17 protein-coding genes are annotated in these 20431 nt (G+C 43.3%); 14 read left to right on the top strand and 3 right to left on the bottom strand.

Annotation, left to right across the window (positions count from 1 at the left end):
- Positions 1 to 36 precede the first annotated feature (36 nt).
- The 12 genes from JMY01_RS10385 (at position 37) to lpxC (ending at position 15643) form a co-directional block, all read left to right on the top strand.
- On the top strand, positions 37 to 2133 hold the full coding sequence (locus tag JMY01_RS10385; RefSeq protein WP_201575566.1) for a DUF4105 domain-containing protein: 2097 nt from the start codon (positions 37 to 39) through the stop codon (positions 2131 to 2133).
- A 77-nt stretch (positions 2134 to 2210) separates the two neighbouring features.
- Positions 2211 to 3050, top strand: a complete 840-nt coding sequence (locus JMY01_RS10380; RefSeq protein ID WP_201575565.1) for an SDR family oxidoreductase — start codon at positions 2211 to 2213, stop codon at positions 3048 to 3050.
- A gap of 116 nt (positions 3051 to 3166) precedes the next feature.
- Positions 3167 to 4219 carry a hypothetical protein gene (locus JMY01_RS10375; RefSeq protein ID WP_201575563.1) on the top strand — a complete coding sequence of 351 codons (1053 nt, stop codon included), beginning with the start codon at positions 3167 to 3169 and terminating at the stop codon, positions 4217 to 4219.
- Between the two features lie 61 nt (positions 4220 to 4280).
- Entirely contained in the window at positions 4281 to 5009 is a 729-nt protein-coding gene (gene pyrE, locus JMY01_RS10370; RefSeq protein WP_227677852.1) for an orotate phosphoribosyltransferase, read from the top strand.
- 72 nt (positions 5010 to 5081) lie between these two features.
- A complete protein-coding gene (gene gshB / locus JMY01_RS10365) occupies positions 5082 to 6056 on the top strand; it encodes a glutathione synthase (protein WP_201575561.1) in 975 nt (324 codons plus the stop codon).
- 264 nt (positions 6057 to 6320) lie between these two features.
- Positions 6321 to 7406, top strand: a complete 1086-nt coding sequence (gene murG, locus JMY01_RS10360; RefSeq protein ID WP_201575559.1) for an undecaprenyldiphospho-muramoylpentapeptide beta-N-acetylglucosaminyltransferase — start codon at positions 6321 to 6323, stop codon at positions 7404 to 7406.
- A gap of 92 nt (positions 7407 to 7498) precedes the next feature.
- Positions 7499 to 8959 carry a UDP-N-acetylmuramate--L-alanine ligase gene (gene murC / locus JMY01_RS10355; protein WP_201575557.1) on the top strand — a complete coding sequence of 487 codons (1461 nt, stop codon included), beginning with the start codon at positions 7499 to 7501 and terminating at the stop codon, positions 8957 to 8959.
- 29 nt (positions 8960 to 8988) lie between these two features.
- Positions 8989 to 10110 (top strand): D-alanine--D-alanine ligase, encoded by a 1122-nt coding sequence (locus tag JMY01_RS10350; RefSeq protein WP_227677849.1) that lies wholly within the window; start codon positions 8989 to 8991, stop codon positions 10108 to 10110.
- A 259-nt stretch (positions 10111 to 10369) separates the two neighbouring features.
- Positions 10370 to 11164: a cell division protein FtsQ/DivIB gene (locus JMY01_RS10345; protein ID WP_201575556.1), complete on the top strand. Its 795-nt coding sequence runs from the start codon at positions 10370 to 10372 to the stop codon at positions 11162 to 11164.
- Positions 11165 to 11343: 179 nt separating this feature from the next.
- Positions 11344 to 12636 (top strand): cell division protein FtsA, encoded by a 1293-nt coding sequence (gene ftsA, locus JMY01_RS10340; RefSeq protein ID WP_201575555.1) that lies wholly within the window; start codon positions 11344 to 11346, stop codon positions 12634 to 12636.
- 357 nt (positions 12637 to 12993) lie between these two features.
- Complete coding sequence (ftsZ, locus tag JMY01_RS10335) at positions 12994 to 14190, top strand: cell division protein FtsZ (protein ID WP_201575554.1); 1197 nt, start codon at positions 12994 to 12996, stop codon at positions 14188 to 14190.
- A gap of 535 nt (positions 14191 to 14725) precedes the next feature.
- The gene (gene lpxC, locus JMY01_RS10330) at positions 14726 to 15643 is read left to right on the top strand and encodes a UDP-3-O-acyl-N-acetylglucosamine deacetylase (RefSeq protein WP_201575553.1); all 918 of its coding nucleotides are present in this window, start codon (positions 14726 to 14728) and stop codon (positions 15641 to 15643) included.
- A gap of 299 nt (positions 15644 to 15942) precedes the next feature.
- On the opposite strand, the gene JMY01_RS10325 is transcribed toward lpxC, so the two are convergent.
- Complete coding sequence (locus JMY01_RS10325; protein ID WP_201575552.1) at positions 15943 to 16458, bottom strand: hypothetical protein; 516 nt, start codon at positions 16456 to 16458, stop codon at positions 15943 to 15945.
- Positions 16459 to 16717: 259 nt separating this feature from the next.
- On the opposite strand from JMY01_RS10325, the gene JMY01_RS10320 reads away from it, so the two are divergent.
- Complete coding sequence (locus JMY01_RS10320) at positions 16718 to 17446, top strand: CHAP domain-containing protein (RefSeq protein WP_201577518.1); 729 nt, start codon at positions 16718 to 16720, stop codon at positions 17444 to 17446.
- A 262-nt stretch (positions 17447 to 17708) separates the two neighbouring features.
- Here the strand turns inward: JMY01_RS10320 and JMY01_RS10315 are convergent, their stop codons facing one another.
- Positions 17709 to 18518 (bottom strand): hypothetical protein, encoded by an 810-nt coding sequence (locus tag JMY01_RS10315; RefSeq protein WP_201575550.1) that lies wholly within the window; start codon positions 18516 to 18518, stop codon positions 17709 to 17711.
- Between the two features lie 230 nt (positions 18519 to 18748).
- Positions 18749 to 19060, bottom strand: coding sequence for a YhbY family RNA-binding protein (locus tag JMY01_RS10310; protein ID WP_201575548.1), 312 nt, complete (start codon positions 19058 to 19060; stop codon positions 18749 to 18751).
- A gap of 395 nt (positions 19061 to 19455) precedes the next feature.
- Between JMY01_RS10310 and JMY01_RS10305 the strand changes: the two genes are divergently transcribed.
- A complete protein-coding gene (locus JMY01_RS10305) occupies positions 19456 to 20088 on the top strand; it encodes an RlmE family RNA methyltransferase (protein WP_201575546.1) in 633 nt (210 codons plus the stop codon).
- Positions 20089 to 20431: the final 343 nt, after the last annotated feature.

Raw genomic sequence — 20431 nt, 5'->3', positions numbered from 1 at the left:
AGAGCTGTTGTGAATTTAAAAAAGAGATTTTCACTCATGTTTAAAAAACCATTGTGGGTAAGTGGCCTTCATGTCCGTTTACCGCCGCACTCTGCCATTGCAAGCGCCGTTGTAGGCTCATTATTGAGTCTATCAGCGCAGGCAGTACTGCCTATTCCTTTTGCTGTAATGGATACTAATGAAAATATAACAACTGAACTGGGCAATACGGCGCTTGTTGGGAACACTGTGAATGTTGCGAGTAATGTTAGCAATGAGACGCAAAACATTCAAAGTACTGCTGCTGAGCAACTGCTGGCAGAATGGCGCAAACAAGTACAAACAGACAATTTAGCGCAGCATACAACATGGCGACGCCTGTTGTATTTTCTTGATGATAATAAAAACATCTTTACCAAAGGCAAAAATAAAAGTCTGATTGACGATCCAACATTCTTTTTTGCAAACAATGGTCAACAGGACTCAGCAGCAGAGCTGGATGCCATATTGGTCGCACTTTCTCAGCAGCTTACGCTACCTGCTGTCAGCAAAAAACCAGCAGATAATAGCTCAGTGCTGTGCCGTTTTCCAGCGCGAGTAAATTGGTTGGTTGAGACTTTGGGGATTCATCACACAGGTCTGCAGGTTGACTGCCCAGAGCTTGATGAGTGGATAACCATGTTGGATCCTGAACAGTTATCTATTATGTTTGGTCAAGAGTACTTGGATAACCCTATCTCTGCTTTTGCGCATACACTATTGCGTATTGACTCAAAGGCTAGTGTGGCTGACCCTAGTCAAATTCATCATGCCTATGCCCTTAATGACACAGTCGATGGCAATCCTAATGATAATTTTCTGATTTTTGCCATCAAAGCAGCAAGCGGCGGTTATGATAACCGTATCGAGATCGATCCTTATCCAGAAAGACTGGCAAATTATTTACAAAAGGACGAGCGCGATACTTGGACGTATCAATTGGATTTGACCCCAAGCGAGGTACAGCAAATCATGCTGCATGTCTGGGAGACCAAGGAGCTAGACATCCCTTATTACTTCGCCACCGATAACTGTGCTTCCGAGATTTTGCGTCTCGTTGATGTGGTGCGCCCGCAGCAGAGCTTATTGAGTCAGCTGCCTTATGCGGTTATACCCTCTGATGTGATCAAACTGCTTGATGATGAACAGTTACTGACAAATACTCTGTACACACCATCGGACAGCACCTTGCGTCAAGCGCAGCTGAACAAGGCAAACGCCGCGGCAAAACTAGGCTATCAAGCGTTTAGTAAAGACGACATAAATGCCATTAAATCAGAAGATGTTAACTTAGCCTCAAGCATATCGGCAGATAATAAAAGATTAGAGCCGCTTGAGATTGTAGTTTCAGATAACAATCCCATCGATTGCCATCCGCTACAACGAGGACATGTCGCTGTTGGTCAGCGCGGAGATAATAGCTATATAGACCTCGGTCTACGCGCAGGCTACCATAGTACGCTTGATCGTCCTGCAGGATTTCCGCAGTTTCTAGATCTTGAAGGCGTCGCTGCCACTCTGCGCTTGTATGATACCGATAGTGATAAAGCCAATCAGCCAAAAAGCGTGGTCTTGCAGAACTTTACGTTAATTCGTGGGCGCTCCTTCAACCCTGTCAACTCTGCTAAGAAAGGCCATACATGGGGCGCGAGTGTCGAAGCCACCCGCGTCGATGATGGCTCGCAAGCACAAGGTAGAGATCATTTGGTTGCCAGTACCGCCTTTGAGTATGGTAAGTCATGGGTTTTTGGCACGCCGACTGCCAATACAGGCGAGATGCCACCGCAGCTGTGCTATGCCTTTGCAACAGGTGCGCTGCAAGGCGGGCGCGGTATTAATAAAGGCTTTCGCGTTGGGGCAGGAGTGAATGCTGGTTGCCGCTATCAGATTAACAATCGCTTACGTGCGCAAGCTGAATTGCAATTACCATATTGGTATCATGGCAGCAGCGCTCAGCCAGACGTTCAAAGTCATTATTGGCAGCCGATCAGCACGTTTGGACTGCAATACGATATAGATAAAAAACAAGCACTACGAATTAATGCCAGCTACGATTGGCAGGATCGTGTTGAGGCAAATGATGACGTAAAACTGTCTTATATGCGTTATTTTTAGAAATGGTTTTTAAGTATTGCGTCTAAATATTACTTCTAAGTGCTTTTTTAAACACCGTGCCAAAAGGGTAAAAGATTATGAGTATTAAAAATTGGCTGGTTATTGGTCAAGGTGATATCGGCTTACCCGTCACCAATCAGCTTGCTGAAGATGGTCTTTCTGTCACTGGGCTTGCGCGTAGTGACCGCAGCCATTACGCTTTAGATGCTCAAGTGACGTTTATACAAGCTGATGCATTAACGCTTACCGCTGAACAGCTGCAAGATTTTAGCAGTATTGCTATTATCGTTACTCCTGATGAATACTCAGCTAGTGGTTATAACAACAGTTATTTGGCGATCAGCCAGCATTTGGCACAGTTTGCAGAGCAACTGACCCGCCTTGAGCGCATTGTGTTTATTTCATCGACGGGTGTTTATGGGCAAGATAATGGTGAGTGGATTGATGAATATACCACGCCCATCACTCCTGAGCGCGAAGCATCAAAGGTAATATTGCAAGCAGAGCAAGTACTGCAGCAAGGTTTTGGTGATAAAGCAATTATCATTCGCCCGAGCGGTATTTATGGGCGTGAGCGCTTAATGCGTCTACGCAAAGCCCGCGAGCCACAAAAAGAGCCCGTCGCCGCTGTCCACTGGAGCAACCGTATCATGGATCGTGATTTGGTTAATATCATAACCAAAGTGCTGACCATAGAGACGCCGAAGCCCCTTTATATCGCCACTGACTACTTGCCTGTCACCACCCTTGAGCTTGGCACTTGGTTGAGCGAGCAGGTCGGTGCAGCTGCCCCCGAGATTGATAGCGAAAAAACCGCAGTTACGGGGAAGCGCTTACATAGCAATATTCCGTTAGCTTGGCTGCGTTATCCTGACTGGCAAATAGGGTATGCTGATATTTTACAGCAGCAAAAGTAGACTTAAAGGGTTGGCCTGATATAGGACAGCTATAATAGTTTTATAGATAGCTGTTTTAACTACACTCAACTAATCTGTATTTTATAATCTTTTAATATTTCGTCTATGGAGATGTCATGACTCAGTCGTTTACCTCTGATAATAGCTTCACTCATGCTCAGTCATTGCAAGGGCAGAGTAAGTCTGTGACAGACAAATCTGAGTCTTCAACTAATATGGCTAATAGCACCCAGCCTGCTATTGTCCATCCCAATTTTGATCCTAGCCAGACCCCGCTTGATCCAGCCAGACCATTGACAGACATTCCAGAGCCTGCCCGCCGAGGCAACAATCAGTTACGTCGTTTGTATGGCAGGTCTGTGCGCTTTCATCAGCCGCGAGAAGAGACGTTGTCAAAGTGGCAGCTAGTAGCATCAGAGCCTTTTGCAGAGCATTTGGCGTTACTTAGTGCCGCAAACCTTATTGATCTTCCGGACAGTTTTTATCGCCCTTATCATAATCAAAGCCAAAGCGCACAGTCCCTATTATCATCACTAGAGCAGATGAGCTTAGTGGATATGACAGACATTCAGGCCGCTATGAATCAATACCCTAAGTTGACTCGCTATGGCTTTAGCGCACTTGATGATCTAAATAGTGATTTGTCAAAAAAGGCGGTCAAAAAAAGCGTTAAAGATAAGGTCGCACCAGCTAACAGCAGTGCTAACAACAAAGTACTTAGCTTGCATACAATGGCCAAACGTCACAACCCTGATGAGCTGCTAAATAGTATGTATGCGGATGATTGGCAAGTCATCTTGCAGCCGCAGCAGTTTGAGACAGGCGCAGGCAGTTTGGCGACAGATATTATGGCCTGTAGCGTCGCCGTGCATGCCCTAAAACAATGCGCTACTCGTAAAAGTATCAATCACAGCTATAGCGCTGCGCAAATTTGTCAGCATTTACGCAGTTATTTACTGAGCCAAGTATATCTTACACCTACTCAGCGTCATCAATATCGGCAGATTCGGCTGTTTTCTGGGCACATCATCGTTGCTGCTGTGCATTTAGGTTGGGATATTCATGTCCGTAGCGATGGAGAGTGCTATTTTAATCTATCATCGCGTATTAGCCTATTGACTCGCTACCCCAATATGCAGGATTACGACATCAATGGTTGGTCAAGCTAAACAATAATACGTACAATAATGCAAATTTTTTATTCTTAATATTTCTGATAGGAATGCCATAATGCTCAATACTCCAGTGCCTGATGCTCAACCTGCCCAAAACCAATTATTTTCATCTCATGATTTTATACAGCTGGCTTTAGACAATGAAGTGCTCAAGTTTGGCGAGTTTGTCCTCAAGTCTGGACGTGTCAGTCCATATTTTTTTAATGCAGGATTGCTGGCGACGGGTGAGATGTTATCGTTGTTAGCGCGTGGTTATGCAGATGCTTTGGCGGAGCAAATGGTTGCTAATGACAGTGTGAATAACGCTGCAAATGCTAAAGAGTTGGTTATCTTTGGCGCAGCATACAAAGGTATTCCTTTTGTGGCAGCGACAGCGCAAGCGTTATGGCATCATCATGGTATCAATGCCAAATGGGGTTATAACCGTAAAGAAGCCAAAACCCATGGTGAAGGTGGCAATTTAGTCGGTGCGGATGTCAGTGGTAAGGCCGTATGGGTACTCGATGATGTCATCACTGCTGGCACCGCAATGCGTGAAGTGGTCGATATTTTAGAGCAGGCAGGTGCAAGTGTGGCTGGCATCATAGTCGCGCTTGATCGTAAAGAAAAAGGCCAAAGCGCTCATTCTGCTATTCAAGAGCTTGCCGCCACTCTAAAAGTGCCCGTACGTGCGCTGGTCGATATAGACGATTTGATTGGCTATTTAGCAGATGAAAACAGTCAGTATAAAGATGCGACCCAGCTGGCAAAAATGCAGCATTACCGTGAGCAGTACGGCGTATAACTTGGGAGCAGACTGGCAGCACATTGCCTATCTCTGTTCTATATATTAATAATATAAAAAGTGAGTTCTATTATGAGCCAAACAGAAAATAAGAAGTCTTTGAATATACTCGTCATCATGGATCCTATCGAACAGGTCAACTATAAAAAAGATACCAGCTTGGCAATGATGTGGTCAGCGCAAGATCGTGGTCATACCCTCGGCTACTGTCAAATCCATGACCTATGGCTGGATCGAGGTCAGCTCATGGTAGATACGCAGCCAGTCACAGTAAAGCGTGATCCAAATGATTTTTATACACTCGCAGATAGAGAGACAGGGCCAGTCACGGATTATGATGTGATCTTAATGCGTAAAGATCCACCGTTTGACATGCGCTTTCTTTATTCAACTTACATGCTTGATCATGCCAAAGCGGCAGGTGTGCTAGTGGTCAATGACCCACAGGCGATTCGCGACTGTAACGAAAAGCTATTTGCTACTTGGTTTAGTGACTACATGAGCCCAACGATTGTGACCAGTAAACAGGCACATATTCGTCAGTTTATCGCCGAGCAACAAGATGTGATTGTCAAGCCGCTCGACGGTATGGGTGGGACTGGCATCTTTCGTCTGACCGCTGACAGCCCAAATATTGGAGTCACGCTGGAGGTTTTAACAGAGCTTGAAACCTTACCAATCATGGCGCAGCGTTATTTACCAGAAATCAAAGAAGGCGATAAACGTGTCTTAATCGTTGATGGGGCAGTGGTAGATTATAGCTTGGCTCGTATTCCAGTCAAAGGCGAGACGCGTGGTAATCTGGCGGCAGGCGGTAGCGGTGTTGCAATGCCATTGACAGATATTGAGCGCCAAGTGGCAGAAGTAGTCGCCCCAATCGTGAAAGAAAAAGGCCTTATGTTCGTTGGTTTGGACTTAATCGGTGGCCGTATTACTGAGATTAATGTCACGAGTCCTACCTGTGTACGCGAAATTGACGACCAGTGCGGTACAGATATTGCCACAGATTTTATACTGGCGGTAGAAGCACGTTGTGCGCAGAAATAGTTTTATAAAACAGCCTATAAGTTATGGTGGTCTGTTTTTTGGCAAACATTTTTATTATTAGGCAATACAGTCACTTAAGCCGTTATTCAACCGAAAAAACACTATATATACCAGCGTGATTTACTCTATACTATGCGGGTTTTAGAATATGGTTGTTTACAGAGAGCAGCTTACAGGGAGCGGTTCATAGAGCACTGCTCATAGTAAGCTGCGCCTACTAATATATTTAATACTCATCAGTAAAGATAAGAAAGGCAGGGGTTAATGAAGACACCGCATATATTAATGATGGCTGCAGGCACTGGCGGGCATGTATTCCCAGCGCTTGCGGTAGCTGAAGAGCTAACCCAACGTGGTGCGGTCATTCATTGGCTAGGTACGCCCAGTGGTATGGAAAATCGCTTGGTCGAGCCGACTGGCTATACTTTTCATGCCATTGAAATGCAAGGCTTGCGTGGAAAAGGGATAGGGCGAGTGCTCAAACTGCCTTTCACCTTGTTATCAGCCACCATGGCAGCTATTAAAGTTATTCGTAGTAATAAAATCGATATGGTCGTGGGTTTTGGCGGCTATGTCACAGCGCCTGGCGGTATTGCTGCTCGCCTTACAGGCACGCCTCTAATTATTCATGAACAAAACGCCATCGCTGGCATGAGTAATCGCTATTTGGCCAAAATGGCGACCAAAGTGTTGCAAGCTTTTGAGAATACTTTTGCCAACAGTGAAGGTGATGCTAAGCTCGAAACGGTCGGTAATCCAGTACGTAATGCGATCACTGGTGTCGCTGAGCCGAGTGTGCGCTATGATGTTAATGACAGCTCACCCTTGAAGTTGCTAGTAGTTGGCGGCTCACTTGGCGCACAAGCTCTAAATGATACTGTACCGAAGGCGCTTGCCTTAATAGACCGTCCTTTTGCAGTGCGTCATCAATGTGGACGCAATAATGAAGCAGCGACACAGGCAGCTTATGATGAACAACAGCTGAGCCAACATGAGTTCAGCGTACAGCCATTCATTGATGATATGGCGGCTGCTTACAATTGGGCAGATATGATTGTTTGCCGAGCAGGCGCATTGACCGTGACCGAGATTCAAAACGTCGGTATCGCTGCGATTTTTGTGCCTTTGCCGCATGCAGTGGATGATCACCAAACCGCTAATGCTCGTACTTTGACCTCCCATGATGCGGCGATTTTGATACCGCAGTCGACATTGACGCCCAAGCGTTTGAGTGATGAGCTGACAACGCTTGATCGACATCGTTGCTTAGAAATGGCGCAAAAAGGCCATGCACTTGCCAACCGTCATGCCAGTCAGCAAGTTGCTGATATCATTTGGCAGTCACTGTAGAGCAAGTAATTTGCTGACCGTTAGTTTGTATAACTAACGATATTTTTCATTAAAGCCCCCATATTTATCTCCCTAAATAAAGAGAAACTCCTATGTCCACAACTGCTTCAGCTGTTACTCCTATCACTAAGGCTTTGCCTAAACGCTTGATTGAAATACCCGAGATGCGCCGTATTCAGCATTTACACTTTGTGGGAATCGGTGGTTCAGGTATGTGTGGTATTGCTGAGGTTATGAGTAATCAAGGTTACCAAGTGAGTGGGTCAGATATAGCAGAAAGCCTTGTGACAAAGCGTTTGCAGAATATTGGTATCGAAATATTCATTGGTCATGATTCCAAAAATATCTCTAATGCGGATGTGATAGTCGTGTCATCTGCCATCGATCGTAGCAACCCTGAGATTACAGCAGCACTCAAAGCGCGTCTGCCAGTGGTACGCCGTGCTGATATGCTTGGTGAGTTGATGCGCTATCGTCATGGTATTGCGGTGGCTGGTGCCCATGGCAAAACCACAACGACCAGCTTGTTGACGACCATGCTTGCAGAAGGACAGCTTGACCCAACGTACGTAATTGGCGGCAAGCTCAATGCCTCAGGCAAAAATGCCGCACTCGGTAGCAGTCGTTTTTTGATTGCTGAAGCAGATGAGTCTGACGCATCATTTTTATCTCTGCACCCGATGGCGGCAATTGTGACCAATATCGACCAAGACCATATGGAAACGTATGAGAATAGCTTTGATAAATTAAAAGCAGCCTATATTCAGTTTTTACAAAACATGCCATTTTATGGTTTAGCCGTAGTGTGTGGTGACGACCCTGAGCTGTATGCGATGATTGATGATATCGGGCGTCCAGTGCTGACTTTTGGGCTTGAGCCTTTTAATGATGTGCAAGCCGTAGACGTGGTGGTTGAAGGCACCAAAACTCACTTTACGGTACTGCGCCGCGACCGTGAGCCATTACGTCTGACCTTAAATATTCCTGGCATTCATAATGTCTATAATGCGCTGGCTGCTATCACGATGGCCACTGATGAAGGTGTGGACGACGAAGCAATTGAGCGAGCGCTACAAAGATTTGAAGGGGTAGGTCGCCGCTTTGAGCAGCACCCGCCTGTCGCGGTTGACGAAGGCGATGTACTGCTGATTGATGATTATGGTCACCACCCTAGAGAGGTTGACGCTACCATTAAGGCGGCACGCCAAAGCTTCCCTGAGCGCCGTTTAGTGATGCTGTTTCAGCCGCACCGTTATAGCCGCACCCGCGACTGCTTTGATGAGTTTGTTGAGGTACTATCAAGCGTCGATGAGCTATTATTGTTGGATGTATACTCAGCAGGAGAAACTCCGATTACAGGTGCAGATACCAGAGCATTAGCACGCAGTATCCGTCTGCGAGGTGAAGTTGAGCCGACGATTATTGATAAAGACAACCTTGCCCCTACTATGCAGCGGTTACTTAAAGCCAATGATATGCTCATCACCCAAGGTGCGGGCAATGTGGGTCAGGTAGCTGTTGAGCTTGCTGCTAATAATTTATATCTTAAGTAAGCCTTAAAAGAATCTTAGGAACTATCCTCATGACTATTAATCATCAAGAAAACAGCCATCAAGGCAATAAGCAACAAGAAGATCCAAACATGCTTAACCAAGCCAACGATTCTGCTAGAAGTACGACAATTATCACTAATCCAGAGCCAGCATTAGTGGCTGCTGCACAAGCAGAAGGTAATCACATAAATAATCAGTCAAATCATGAGCCGCTACAAAGTGCCGCCAACAGCAAGGTAAAAGATGCCAGCGAGTTTGGCAAGGTGGCTGTTGTTTATGGTGGTACCAGTAATGAGCGTAGCGTCTCCCTAGACAGTGGTGCGGCAGTACTACAAGCACTACAAAACAAAGGCGTTGACGCTACTCACTTTGATCCCAAGCACCAAGACATTACTGAGCTGCGTGACTATGACCGAGTATTTAATGTGCTACATGGTCGCGGCGGAGAGGATGGCTTGCTGCAAGGGGTATTGCAGTGGTTGGATATCCCGCAGACAGGTTCAGGGATTTTAGCATCAGCCCTTGGTATGGACAAAGTACGGACCAAGCAGCTGTGGCAAGGCTGCGGACTATCGACGGCGCCGTTTGCTCTGCTGACTGCTGATACTGATTGGCAACAAGTAGTAAATATGTTGGGCCTACCACTGATTATCAAGCCAGTACATGAAGGTTCAAGTATTGGTATGACCAAAGTCAATCACCTAGATGAGCTGCCAGCGGCTTATGCAACGGCTGCACAGTGCGGTGATAAAGTGATGGCTGAGCGCTGGATTACTGGCCGTGAATTCACCATTGTTATTATTGATGATGAAGCCTATCCAGTCATTCGTCTAGAGCCTGCCGATATCAGCAATTTTTATGATTTTGAAGCCAAGTACAATCGCAACGATACTGGCTATTATATTCCTTGTGGACTCAGTGAACATGACGAAAAACACTTGCAAGCGTTAAGCTTAGCGGCTTTTCGTGCAGTTGATGCAAAAGGCTGGGGGCGCATCGATGCCATGCAAGATAATAATGGCAATTTCTGGCTACTTGAGATCAATACCGTACCAGGTATGACCAGTCATAGTTTGGTACCAATGGCAGCAAAAGCACGCGGTATGGATTTTGAAAGCTTGTGCTGGCACATACTGGCGCAGACAGTCTAAGAAATATTAAATGTATCGCTAGGGCTGCTATAACACAGCATCGTGTAAACTTGTGTAAAATCATCAGCAACAGCATACGTTGGGCTATTGTTTGCCATCAAAATACGTTAATATTGTAAGAATAAGTCTATTTTGGCAAGATTCATCTCATTTTAGGGTAAAATCGTCTAATAAACTTGCAGGTATTAGTAGGTTCAATTGTAGTAATAAGCTACTAGTGATTCGATAGCGTATATTAGATATAGGGACAAAAGCGATCATGGCTCAAACTGTCAACAGAGCAACTGACTTGATGAGTGATAACGCACGTCGTCCAAAAACCAACTTACAGTTACCAACTTCGGCCAAGTATTTTTTTACAGCTTTAGTGATAGGGTTGTTGCTGCTGATACTAGCGATGGGTGCTAAAGCCTTACGTGATGCACCACCAGCGGCAATACAAGTGAGTACTCAGGGTTTGACGGCTGCTCAGCATCAAACTTTGCAACAAACCATGGGCCAACAGCCAGTCAGTAGTTTTTTTACCACTAACTTGCAAGCTCTGCGTGATATTGCAATGGGACTTGCTTGGGTTGATCAAGTGAGCGTCACACGTGACTGGCAACAAGGTATTGTGATTACCGCACTGCCAAAACAAGCAGTTGCTAATTTTGGCACTGAGCGCCTAGTGGACGCTAGGGGCGCTGTGTTTGTACCTGTTGATAGTGAAGAGTTGACCAGATCACAGTTTGCGACACTACAAGGTGAGATCAATCAAGCGCCAGTCATTATGCAGCAAATGCAGCAGATCAATGATTGGTATGCCCCACTTGATATGCGAGTTGAGGATATTATTCTAACACCTCGCATGACTTGGTTAGTACGCTTCGATAGTGGTTTACGAGTCATTGTCGATAATGAAAATACAGCACAAAAGTTGCTGAACCTCAGTCAACTGCTCACTAATCAGCTGAGCACGCGCCGTGAGGAGATGCAGTCTATAGATTTGCGTTACAAAAACGGTTTTACTATTACGTGGAAGGTTGTAGAGCCAAAAGCGGAAGTATCTGAATAGTTTAGAATGCCACTTGCCACAAATAATTTGATTTAATAAGCATCTTTAAGTTGCCGCAGGATATTACCTGCTCTTTTTACTGTGATGTATGTGATGTAATGGTTTTGAAATAATGCTTTTTCAATGATTCAATGGGAACGTCATCTAGTTTCCTGTTTAGCGATAATTTGTTTGGTAACATGAAAAATACTGAAAATCTGGTTGTTGTCCATATAAGTGCCACTGCAGTATATGTAGTGATTGGCAGTGTTGTGTCCGAAAAAGACATTCGTATCATGGGCGTTGGACAAGTCAAAAACAGCGACTTTTACCAAGGCCAGATCAAACATCGTGAACGTCTGCAGGGTGCCATTAAGCAAGCCATTCAGGACGCGGAAGATACCGCAAACTGTCGTGTGCACAGCGTGTGGCTAACGATAGCGACCCCAGAGCTATTGAGCAAAAACAGCTCTGGATATGTCACGGTAGAAGAAGATACTGTCAGCGCAAAAGATATGGTACAAGCGCTGTCAAATGCCAAGTCACAAGATTTGCCTTCAGATTATTATTTGATGCACTGCTGTCAGCAAGGTATCTATATCGATGAGCAAGAAACGATGGTAGATGATGCCATCGAGATGTTTGCCAATGACATTACCGTTATGTATCACATGATGATGCTGCCGGTTGCCAGCCGTCAGAATATTCAAAAGCTACTACAAAGCTGTGATGTGGGTATTGACCATATTGTATTTGATGCCGTGACGAGCGCAGAGTATGGTTTGATGAGTGAAGAGCGTCAACAGGGCGTTTGTTTGGTGGATATTGGCGCTGGTACGACCAGTCTCTGTGTCTACAAAGAAAACAAGCTCATTTTTACTCATTGCATAGCAAGTGGTGGTCATGAAGTCACGATGGATATCTCAGCAGATATGGGTATCTCGATGATAGAAGCTGAGAAACTAAAAAAACTACATGGCACAGTAGACATTCATAGTATTGATCCAAGTGCGTTTTTTGTTTTTAAGCCACAAGGTTCAGGCGATGAGATCAATGTCAGTGTGTATAATTTGGCGCGTATCATTGAAGCCCGTTATATACAGATATTCACCGAAGTTGCTCGTCAATTGCATGAGGCGGGTCTGCTCAGCTATATAGAGCGCGGCATCGTCTTAACTGGCGGTGGCAGTACCATTAAAGGTATGGTACCTTTTGCTAAAAAACTGCTCAAAATGCCTGTTGTATTGTCCAATACCCATCCGGCTATCAGCGCTTATAGTTATTTTGATAATGAAGAGTCATTCAAACAGTTGAACTTGCAGATTAATGATCGTGCCTATCAAACTGCGTTTGGCACTTTGCTTTATAGTCAGAGCGAGCAGTTTCGCCGAAGTGAGAAAAGCGAGCCTGAAGCGTTACAAAAAGGCGGCATGAAGAGCACGTTCCGTAATGTAGGGCAGCGCTTTTCGAATGTGCTGAAGAAAATACTTTAGATATATTTATAATCATGAATATTTGAGATGGTATCATAAAGGCATTATTATGGAAGTACGCTGTCAGCAAAAAATGCTTAACTGAAGAATACTATCTTGCTAGGTAATAATGTTTTTTGAGTAATAGTATTTTGCTAAGTATAGCCAGCTTCTAAAAAATAGTGATATTACTAGGTCGTTTTAATTATGTTCATAAGTAGCATGATATATTTAGGCTTTAAATGGATTGTATAAGCCTCACCTTTTATAACCCTTATTTAATTAAATACATTTATATATAGTAAGTCGATAGTACATCATGCGAGTGCGTTATTACGTATTGACCATCACGCTATCTGCAACTGGAGAATCTTTTTTATGTCAAAATACACCATGCCAGATGAAAACCAACCTCTAAACAATGGCCAAGCTCGCTTTACCGTATTCGGTGTTGGCGGCGGCGGCGGTAATGCGGTTGAGCATATGGTTCAACAAGGTATTAAGGGTGTAACGTTCGTTTGTGCTAATACTGACAGACAAGCGCTTGATCGTCTGACAGTACCGCATAAATTGCAATTGGGTGCCAAAACTAACCGTGGATTGGGTGCAGGTGCGAATCCAGAGGTTGGGCGTGAGGCTGCAGAGAGCGAAGAGGAAGCCATACGTACGCTGCTTGAAGACTCAGATATGGTCTTTATTACCGCAGGTATGGGCGGCGGTACAGGTACGGGCGCGGCTCCTGTTATTGCGCGTATTGCCAAAGAAATGGAAGTGCTAACCGTGGCCGTCGTCACGACACCCTTTAAGTTTGAAGGGGGTAAACGTAACAAGTCTGCCAAAGCAGGTATTGAGCAGCTGACCAATTTTGTTGACTCTATCATTACCATTCCTAATGATAAGCTGATGAGTGTCTACGGCAATATCTCTATGAAAGACGCGTTCAAAAAAGCAGATGACGTACTGTTACACGCCGTACAAGGTATCGCTGAAACCATTGCCCGTTCAGGTCTGATTAATATTGACTTTAACGATATCCGTACCGCGATGACCGCCAAAGGTCATGCGATGATGGGTATTGGCCGCGCGAGTGGTGATGATCGAGCCCGTCAAGCAACTGAAAAAGCCATTAAATCACCGTTACTTGATGATTTATGCTTAGAAAATGCCAAAGGCTTATTGGTTAACGTAATCTCTTCTGAAACGCTTTCTCTGGATGAATTTAGCAAGATCAGTGAAATTGTTGAAGGTATTACCGATACTGATGATGCCAATATTTTCTACGGCTCAGTCGTTGACGAAGAAATGGGTGATGATATCCATGTCACCGTGATTGCCACTGGTTTGACCTTGGATGAGCGTGCGGGTGAAGAGGCTAAACAGCCGCAAGCCGTTCCTCCTGTGACCAGCACACAACCAGTAGATCCGAATCTGCATACCAGTGCTTTAAATAGTCAGAAACTGTCACAAACTCGAGCGTATCAAGATAGCATGAGTCGCTCTACGCCTGCTCAAGATCAGCAGCAGACGAAGACCAACAGCATTCAAGACTACCTAAAACGTCAACAAAATAAATAATTTATTCAGTTAAATTGTTAATTTATGATAAGTAGTATTGAGCTTTAGTCGTGTTTTATGGCTAAAAACGGATGGTTTAGTTTGAGAAGGTCTTAACAGGTAATATAAAAACCAGCGCTTAGGCGTTGGTTTTTTTTGTGCCTATATATTAATAGACCTGATTAACAAGTATATTCATTGAGTTTGATGGTTTCATACAGTCAAGGTACTCCTGAACAGCCTCAGAGCTATATTCGGTATGCTGATACAAGCTTTGATACATATGTGTTCCGATTTTATATACTTCGGCGCAAATCTCATCGTTTTATGAATATTTGCTTTGAAATGGTCATTAAACTCTTTGGTTTAAAGCAGCTTATGAAGGAAGTTTTACTTATACTAAGCCAGTCTAATGAGTCGTTTTTACCAAAAAAATGTCCATGATGAGTCGAATCAATTGAAGAAATAAGTAAATTACTGTTTTTTTGCTATAGCGAACTGGTAGCAGCTAGTGGTACACTAGGCTAATTGTAACAAGATATGTGAGGAACTAGCCATGAATCAAAGAACCATACAAAAAGCCATCGCTATCACAGGTATCGGTCTACATAGTGGCGAACCTGTCGATTTAGAGTTTCATCCCCAACCTGTAGATACAGGCATTGTTTTTGAGCGCTCTGACATAATGGGGAGTACGCCTATTCCTGCCAGTGCCTTCTTGGTACAAGATACGATGATGTCCTCAAACTTGGTTTTTGGTGGAACACGTGTCGGTACGGTTGAGCATCTATTGAGTGCAGTTGCTGGTCTTGGCATCGATAATCTATTAATACGGGTTTCTGCCAGTGAGATTCCCATTATGGATGGCAGTGCCTCACCTTTTATAGGTTTGTTATTACAGTCAGGTTTTCGTGAGCAAGAAGGCTTAAAGAAGTTTTTACGAATTGTGCGCCCAGTGCGAGTAGATGTCGATGACAAATGGGCAGAGCTGCGTCCTTATGATGGGTTTGAATTAAACTTTGAGATTGATTTTGATCATCCTGCGTTTAATAAAGACTTTCAACACGCACAATTGCAGTTTTCGACGCAAAACTTCATCGAACAATTAAGTGAAGCTCGTACTTTTGGTTTTTTGCAGGACATTGAGACGTTACGTCAGAATAATTTGGCATTAGGCGGTAGCATGGATAATGCCATTGTCATCGATGATGCGCGCGTACTCAACGCTGAAGGCTTACGTTTTGCAGATGAGTTCGTCCGTCACAAGATATTGGACGCCATAGGCGATCTATACTTGATTGGTTATCCTATTTTAGGCCGTTTCAATGCTTATAAATCTGGTCATGCTTTAAATAACATGTTGGTACGTGAAGTATTGTCAGATAAAAATAATTTTGAAATTGTAACTTTTGATGACAATGTAACCTGTCCTATCGAATATTTGCCCTTAAAAGGTATGACCGTTGAAGGATGAATACGCAAATATACATGATGTATCGCAACACTTACGTAAGATTACATAGTCGACCTTTGATAACGTGCAAATTATAATCGTAATAATGAATATATGTGTTGGGGTTTTTTGTGGCACTTTCTCCAACCCAGAGTATACAAAAGCTTTATCCAACTACAAATCATCTAGAGGTTAGGTCCATATTTTGGATTCAACTTTTAGATGATTTTTTTTGTTTATAAAATCAGTGATTGTCTATGCCAAAAACGGCGTTTAACTTAAATTACTTACATAACTTTACATTGTAAACAGCTGTTTTTTTACTCATCAGCCAAGCGCAAAAGTGCTTTTTTGAGGTTTTTATCAGTGGTGACATGCTTTGCAGCCTGTGTTATAGTCCGCTTTGTGTTTTGGCTAAGAGCCTGATTTTCATTGGCTTTATGAGGTTTTAAAGCTGTCGTTGATGATGCTAAATGTTGATTAGACGATGGATTTACAGCTGGTGTATTTGTTACCACGACACGGATTTGCTTGAGTTGTTGAAATGTAATTGACTGCTCTGTTAACACCTGCAAATAGGCGTTTTGTAAATAACGAATATGATTGGCTGCTGTGACCGAGCCCACGCTGAGCGTTAATTGCTCAGGAGTTAAGCCCACAACCCAACAGGTATCAAGTATTTCCTCAGGTAGACAATCTACCAGAAGCTTTTTTACCTCATCAGTGGCCTTTGTATAAAGTTGCATATTATCAGCTAGAGTTTTAGGTAGCGCGCTACCCGCGAACTCTTGATGATCAATAAGCTGAGCGAGCCGATTAGGCTGTTTTTTTGACATCGTGTTTACTCATCAATTAGGTGATAAAGCCGATTTGCAAGATTAGCAAGCTCAACTTTATAGATAGAATGAAAAGCGAGCGATTTATGAGGTGAGCAACCACACTGGCAATGATGCCTAGGTTGACCACTGTAGACTAAATAGTAAGCGGCTGTATTCAGAATTTTATCATGATTGTCTCATGATTATATTCTCTAAATTAATCGATGCTTTGTTATGGATGGCAGGCAATCTTGTATTAACAATAGGTAGTAAATTTATGAAACAAGCTTTATTAATTTTGTCAGTATTGGGAATGGGCATAGCACAAACGAGTGGTGCTGTCGAAACGACCTTTCAACCAAATAATACCTTGACTCATACCATCACTAATATCTCAGCCTCAAATAATTATGGTTCTAGCCGTAATATTTATAGTACTAATAGTGGCGCCCATGTCTTTAGCAATGACGAAATCAGTCAGGCTATCGATAACCTAAGTGCTCATGCTCAGCAAAAAGAGTATCAACTTGCCTCACTAACCAGTCGTCTATCTTATGAGCGTCAGCAGCAAGCCAGTAGCCGCGTACCAGATAGCAACTCAGCACCTGCACTTGCAGCTGCCCGTGCATCACGAGCAGCACTGTCTAGAAGCTCTGGTTACTGTGCCCGTTATGTACGTAAAGCATTACAGTCTGCGGGATATGAGTTTACGCCCAACCCTTCAGCATATCAGTATGCCTCTCGTGGCACGCTAGCACAGGCAGGCTTCACTAAAATCAGTAATGATATGCCACCACAAATTGGTGATGTTGTCGTTTATGACCGCACCTCAAGACGCCCACATGGGCACATTCAAATATTTGATGGCAACGGCTGGGTATCAGATTTCCGTCAAAAAAGCATTAGCCCTTACAGCGGCACTCACAGCTATACAACATGGCGCGATTCACAATACGTTGATGATGCATCAGATCGTGGCATCTACCTTGCTATGGCTGACAAATAAGACCTAATAATCAGATTTAATAAATAGTTAGGCCATAAAATTTAAAGTTTTCTCCAGACTCAGTAATGTCTTTAATGATATTACTGGGTTTTTTTATGCAGTATTTTAAATTAGAGCATTAAGGAAAAAGAGTGCAAGCCTCATCTCTTCAATTGAACAAGGTTGATGCAGTTAGTTGTTTTTTGTATTGTAACTATTTTTAGCCTATTTAGAGCTTGTTGCTCAGATTGAGTTGAGAACACGCTCTAGTAGACAGTAATGGCTATGTAGCAGCTGCTGCTTGATAGTCAAAGTGTGACCAAAAACGGCGTTGATGAAAGTCAGGGGGAGAGGCATGAGCGGGCGCAAAGTATAATGCAGTATCACCGAACCATAAAATCACACAAGGATGGATGAACTTAATGGCGTTATGATGGGCGTTAGTATTAGAGATGTTTAAGCCACTATCCAAGCTATTATCTAAGTCATGATTTAGGTTCTCAAGTCCATTTTTGGTAGATGATGTATATGGTAGCTGATCAAGAGAGAAACCAAGTCTGCAGTGGTAGTTATAATTACCATCATAGCGCTGAGATTTAGAGGGTTTCGATTGGGTAGCAGGCCAGATGATATGAGCGCGCTTGCCAGTACTCGCTTGTATCAAAGGCACTGGGGGCAACTTTGCTGGATTGCGATAGCTCTGGAAATGATAAAAGGCGTACTGTCCACTTGGGCTGGCGTTTATCTCAATATAACTGTTGTCATTCTCTATACTATTAGCACTATCGCTACTAATGAAGCACTCAAGACAGGTCTGCTCCCATAAGTAGTCGGCAAAACCAACCTGATCCTCACGCCATGCAGGCCAGCACAGTTGCTCAGCCAGTATGGATGAAGGTAGCTGTATCTGATAGCTGAGCCATAGCTGTAATGCCATGATTTGATTATCACTATATGGAAGGGCATTTTTTTGCACAATCGAAGCATCAACTTGTATGCTAATGTCTTGTAGCTGCGCAGGACTGACGCCCAGCTGTTTTGCGTCTGCTGCAATGCTGTCGGTAGCTAGTATTAAGATAAAGGTCTGGCTCATAGTGTGAGTTCATTAAGCATGAAGAGTGAGAGTAATGTTATATATAAGAATAGCAGTAGTGAATGAAGTTTTTACTTATCGAGGGTGAACGTGGCAATAATGATAGAGATACTGATAAAAATACTGAACCATCAATACTAATGACAAGAAGGCCACGAACAGAATGAACGTGGCCTTCTTGATCTATCCCAATGAACTTTTACCTTAGAGTCCATACGAATAGCATTGTCTTATTGAGCGTGACGAACTAGATTGGATAGCTTTGGATTGGCATTCGGGTTTTGACGGAGTAACAACGCCATACGACCGATAGAATGTACCAAAGAAGCATTAGCCGCTTTGGCAAGCTCAGCTCCGACGATATCACGTTCTTCTTTCGTGCCTGCAGGTAGCTTTACTTTGATGAGTTCGTGATCGGTAAGGGCGCGATCAATCTCTTCAGTGATCGAGGGTGTGATGCCTTTGTTGCCAATCATGACAATAGGTTTGAGCTCATGACCAATACCTTTTAAGCGTTTAAGGGTAGCGTTATCGAGTTGCATAAATTTCCTAAATATTTGTAAAAATAAAAGTTGATCTTAAAAAAAGTTACCGCTGCTATTATAGCCAAGTGTAAAAAATAGCGAAGTATAAAAGCGGTAGAGAATATCATTAAAAAAGTTAATACCCATTATAGATAAACTGTCTCCATCTTGCATGAAATCAGCAGGATTTTGCACGATTTTAGGTGATGGAAATGTTAAACTGGATAACTTGTTGCATTATAGACGCTGTTAGCAGATAAATCTGTTAAATCATTAACATTACTGTTTATTTCAGTTATGAGCAAAGCAGTATGACTGATAATGGTGTCTATAGCTTTGATTGATGGATAATAGCGTCATGGATGTTCACAAATTATGTATCAATGCATTTAAAAGTAAGAGGAGCAGGTGTTTTGGCCACGCGTATTGAAAACAAAAAATTATCAAAAAGCAGCAGTGCTTGGATGAAAGAGCATATTGATGATCATTATGTACAAAAAGCGCAAAAAGATGGCTATCGTGCGCGCGCCGCTTATAAGTTATTAGAGATCAACGAAAAAACCAATCTTATCAAAAAAGGCATGACGGTCGTTGATTTAGGCAGTGCACCTGGCAGTTGGTCACAAGTCGCCAGCAAGCTTGTCGGAGAAAAAGGCATATTGATCGCCTCTGATATTTTGCCGATGGATAATTTGCCAGACGTCACCTTTATTCAGGGCGACTTTCGCGAAGCAGATGTATTCGACACTATCATGGCAGAGGTTGGCGATAGGCAAGTGGATGTGGTGTTGTCCGATATGGCGCCTAATACGGCAGGCAATAGTGCCATAGATCAGCCACGAATGATGTACTTGTGCGAGCTTGCAGTAGACTTTGCTTTGGAAACCTTACCAGAAGGTGGCGCCCTTATTATGAAAGTGTTTCAAGGTGAAGGAGCTCAAGAATTACGCAAGCAAATGCAGTCTAAATTTAGTAAGATTCGTAGTATTAAACCCGCTGCATCACGACCACGTTCGAAAGAGATGTTTTGGATAGCTATTAAATAGCTTATAACTAATATAGCTTATAACGTCAGTATAGAGTGGTGATGCTTAGTTTTAGGGGGCTGATTGAGTAGGTTAAATAGTAGAAAACCGCTACAATAGTTAACTGAATAAACGCAGCGCTTGCTTGAATTATGCCAGTCAGTACCACATATAATTGTTATATTAACTTTGTTTCAAGCAAAGTCGCTTGATAATGTGAGTAGTCTTTCTGCATTATTCTTTTCATTTGTGTCTCTTTTATACTTTAATATGCGGTAAGATGAGCATGCAAGTATCGAGATACGATATGAATGTAAAGATTGTATGATATCGCAAAGACTAAATGATACATTACAAGGCGTCA

Origin of the sequence: Psychrobacter sp. H8-1 (assembly GCF_904846575.1) — a bacterium.
Lineage (GTDB): Bacteria > Pseudomonadota > Gammaproteobacteria > Pseudomonadales > Moraxellaceae > Psychrobacter > Psychrobacter fulvigenes.
The sequence above is the reverse complement of the archived record's forward strand: the minus strand, read 5'-3'. Positions and strand labels throughout refer to the sequence as shown.

Excerpts from the sequence above, each read along its gene's own strand:
- JMY01_RS10385 (WP_201575566.1), top strand. The coding sequence starts at position 37 with ATGTTTAAAAAACCATTGTGGGTAAGTGGCCTTCATGTCCGTTTACCG.
- JMY01_RS10380 (WP_201575565.1), top strand. The coding sequence starts at position 2,211 with ATGAGTATTAAAAATTGGCTGGTTATTGGTCAAGGTGATATCGGCTTA.
- JMY01_RS10375 (WP_201575563.1), top strand. The coding sequence starts at position 3,167 with ATGACTCAGTCGTTTACCTCTGATAATAGCTTCACTCATGCTCAGTCA.
- pyrE (WP_227677852.1), top strand. The coding sequence starts at position 4,281 with ATGCTCAATACTCCAGTGCCTGATGCTCAACCTGCCCAAAACCAATTA.
- gshB (WP_201575561.1), top strand. The coding sequence starts at position 5,082 with ATGAGCCAAACAGAAAATAAGAAGTCTTTGAATATACTCGTCATCATG.
- murG (WP_201575559.1), top strand. The coding sequence starts at position 6,321 with ATGAAGACACCGCATATATTAATGATGGCTGCAGGCACTGGCGGGCAT.
- murC (WP_201575557.1), top strand. The coding sequence starts at position 7,499 with ATGTCCACAACTGCTTCAGCTGTTACTCCTATCACTAAGGCTTTGCCT.
- JMY01_RS10350 (WP_227677849.1), top strand. The coding sequence starts at position 8,989 with ATGACTATTAATCATCAAGAAAACAGCCATCAAGGCAATAAGCAACAA.
- JMY01_RS10345 (WP_201575556.1), top strand. The coding sequence starts at position 10,370 with ATGGCTCAAACTGTCAACAGAGCAACTGACTTGATGAGTGATAACGCA.
- ftsA (WP_201575555.1), top strand. The coding sequence starts at position 11,344 with ATGAAAAATACTGAAAATCTGGTTGTTGTCCATATAAGTGCCACTGCA.
- ftsZ (WP_201575554.1), top strand. The coding sequence starts at position 12,994 with ATGTCAAAATACACCATGCCAGATGAAAACCAACCTCTAAACAATGGC.
- lpxC (WP_201575553.1), top strand. The coding sequence starts at position 14,726 with ATGAATCAAAGAACCATACAAAAAGCCATCGCTATCACAGGTATCGGT.
- JMY01_RS10325 (WP_201575552.1), bottom strand. The coding sequence starts at position 16,458 with ATGTCAAAAAAACAGCCTAATCGGCTCGCTCAGCTTATTGATCATCAA.
- JMY01_RS10320 (WP_201577518.1), top strand. The coding sequence starts at position 16,718 with ATGAAACAAGCTTTATTAATTTTGTCAGTATTGGGAATGGGCATAGCA.
- JMY01_RS10315 (WP_201575550.1), bottom strand. The coding sequence starts at position 18,518 with ATGAGCCAGACCTTTATCTTAATACTAGCTACCGACAGCATTGCAGCA.
- JMY01_RS10310 (WP_201575548.1), bottom strand. The coding sequence starts at position 19,060 with ATGCAACTCGATAACGCTACCCTTAAACGCTTAAAAGGTATTGGTCAT.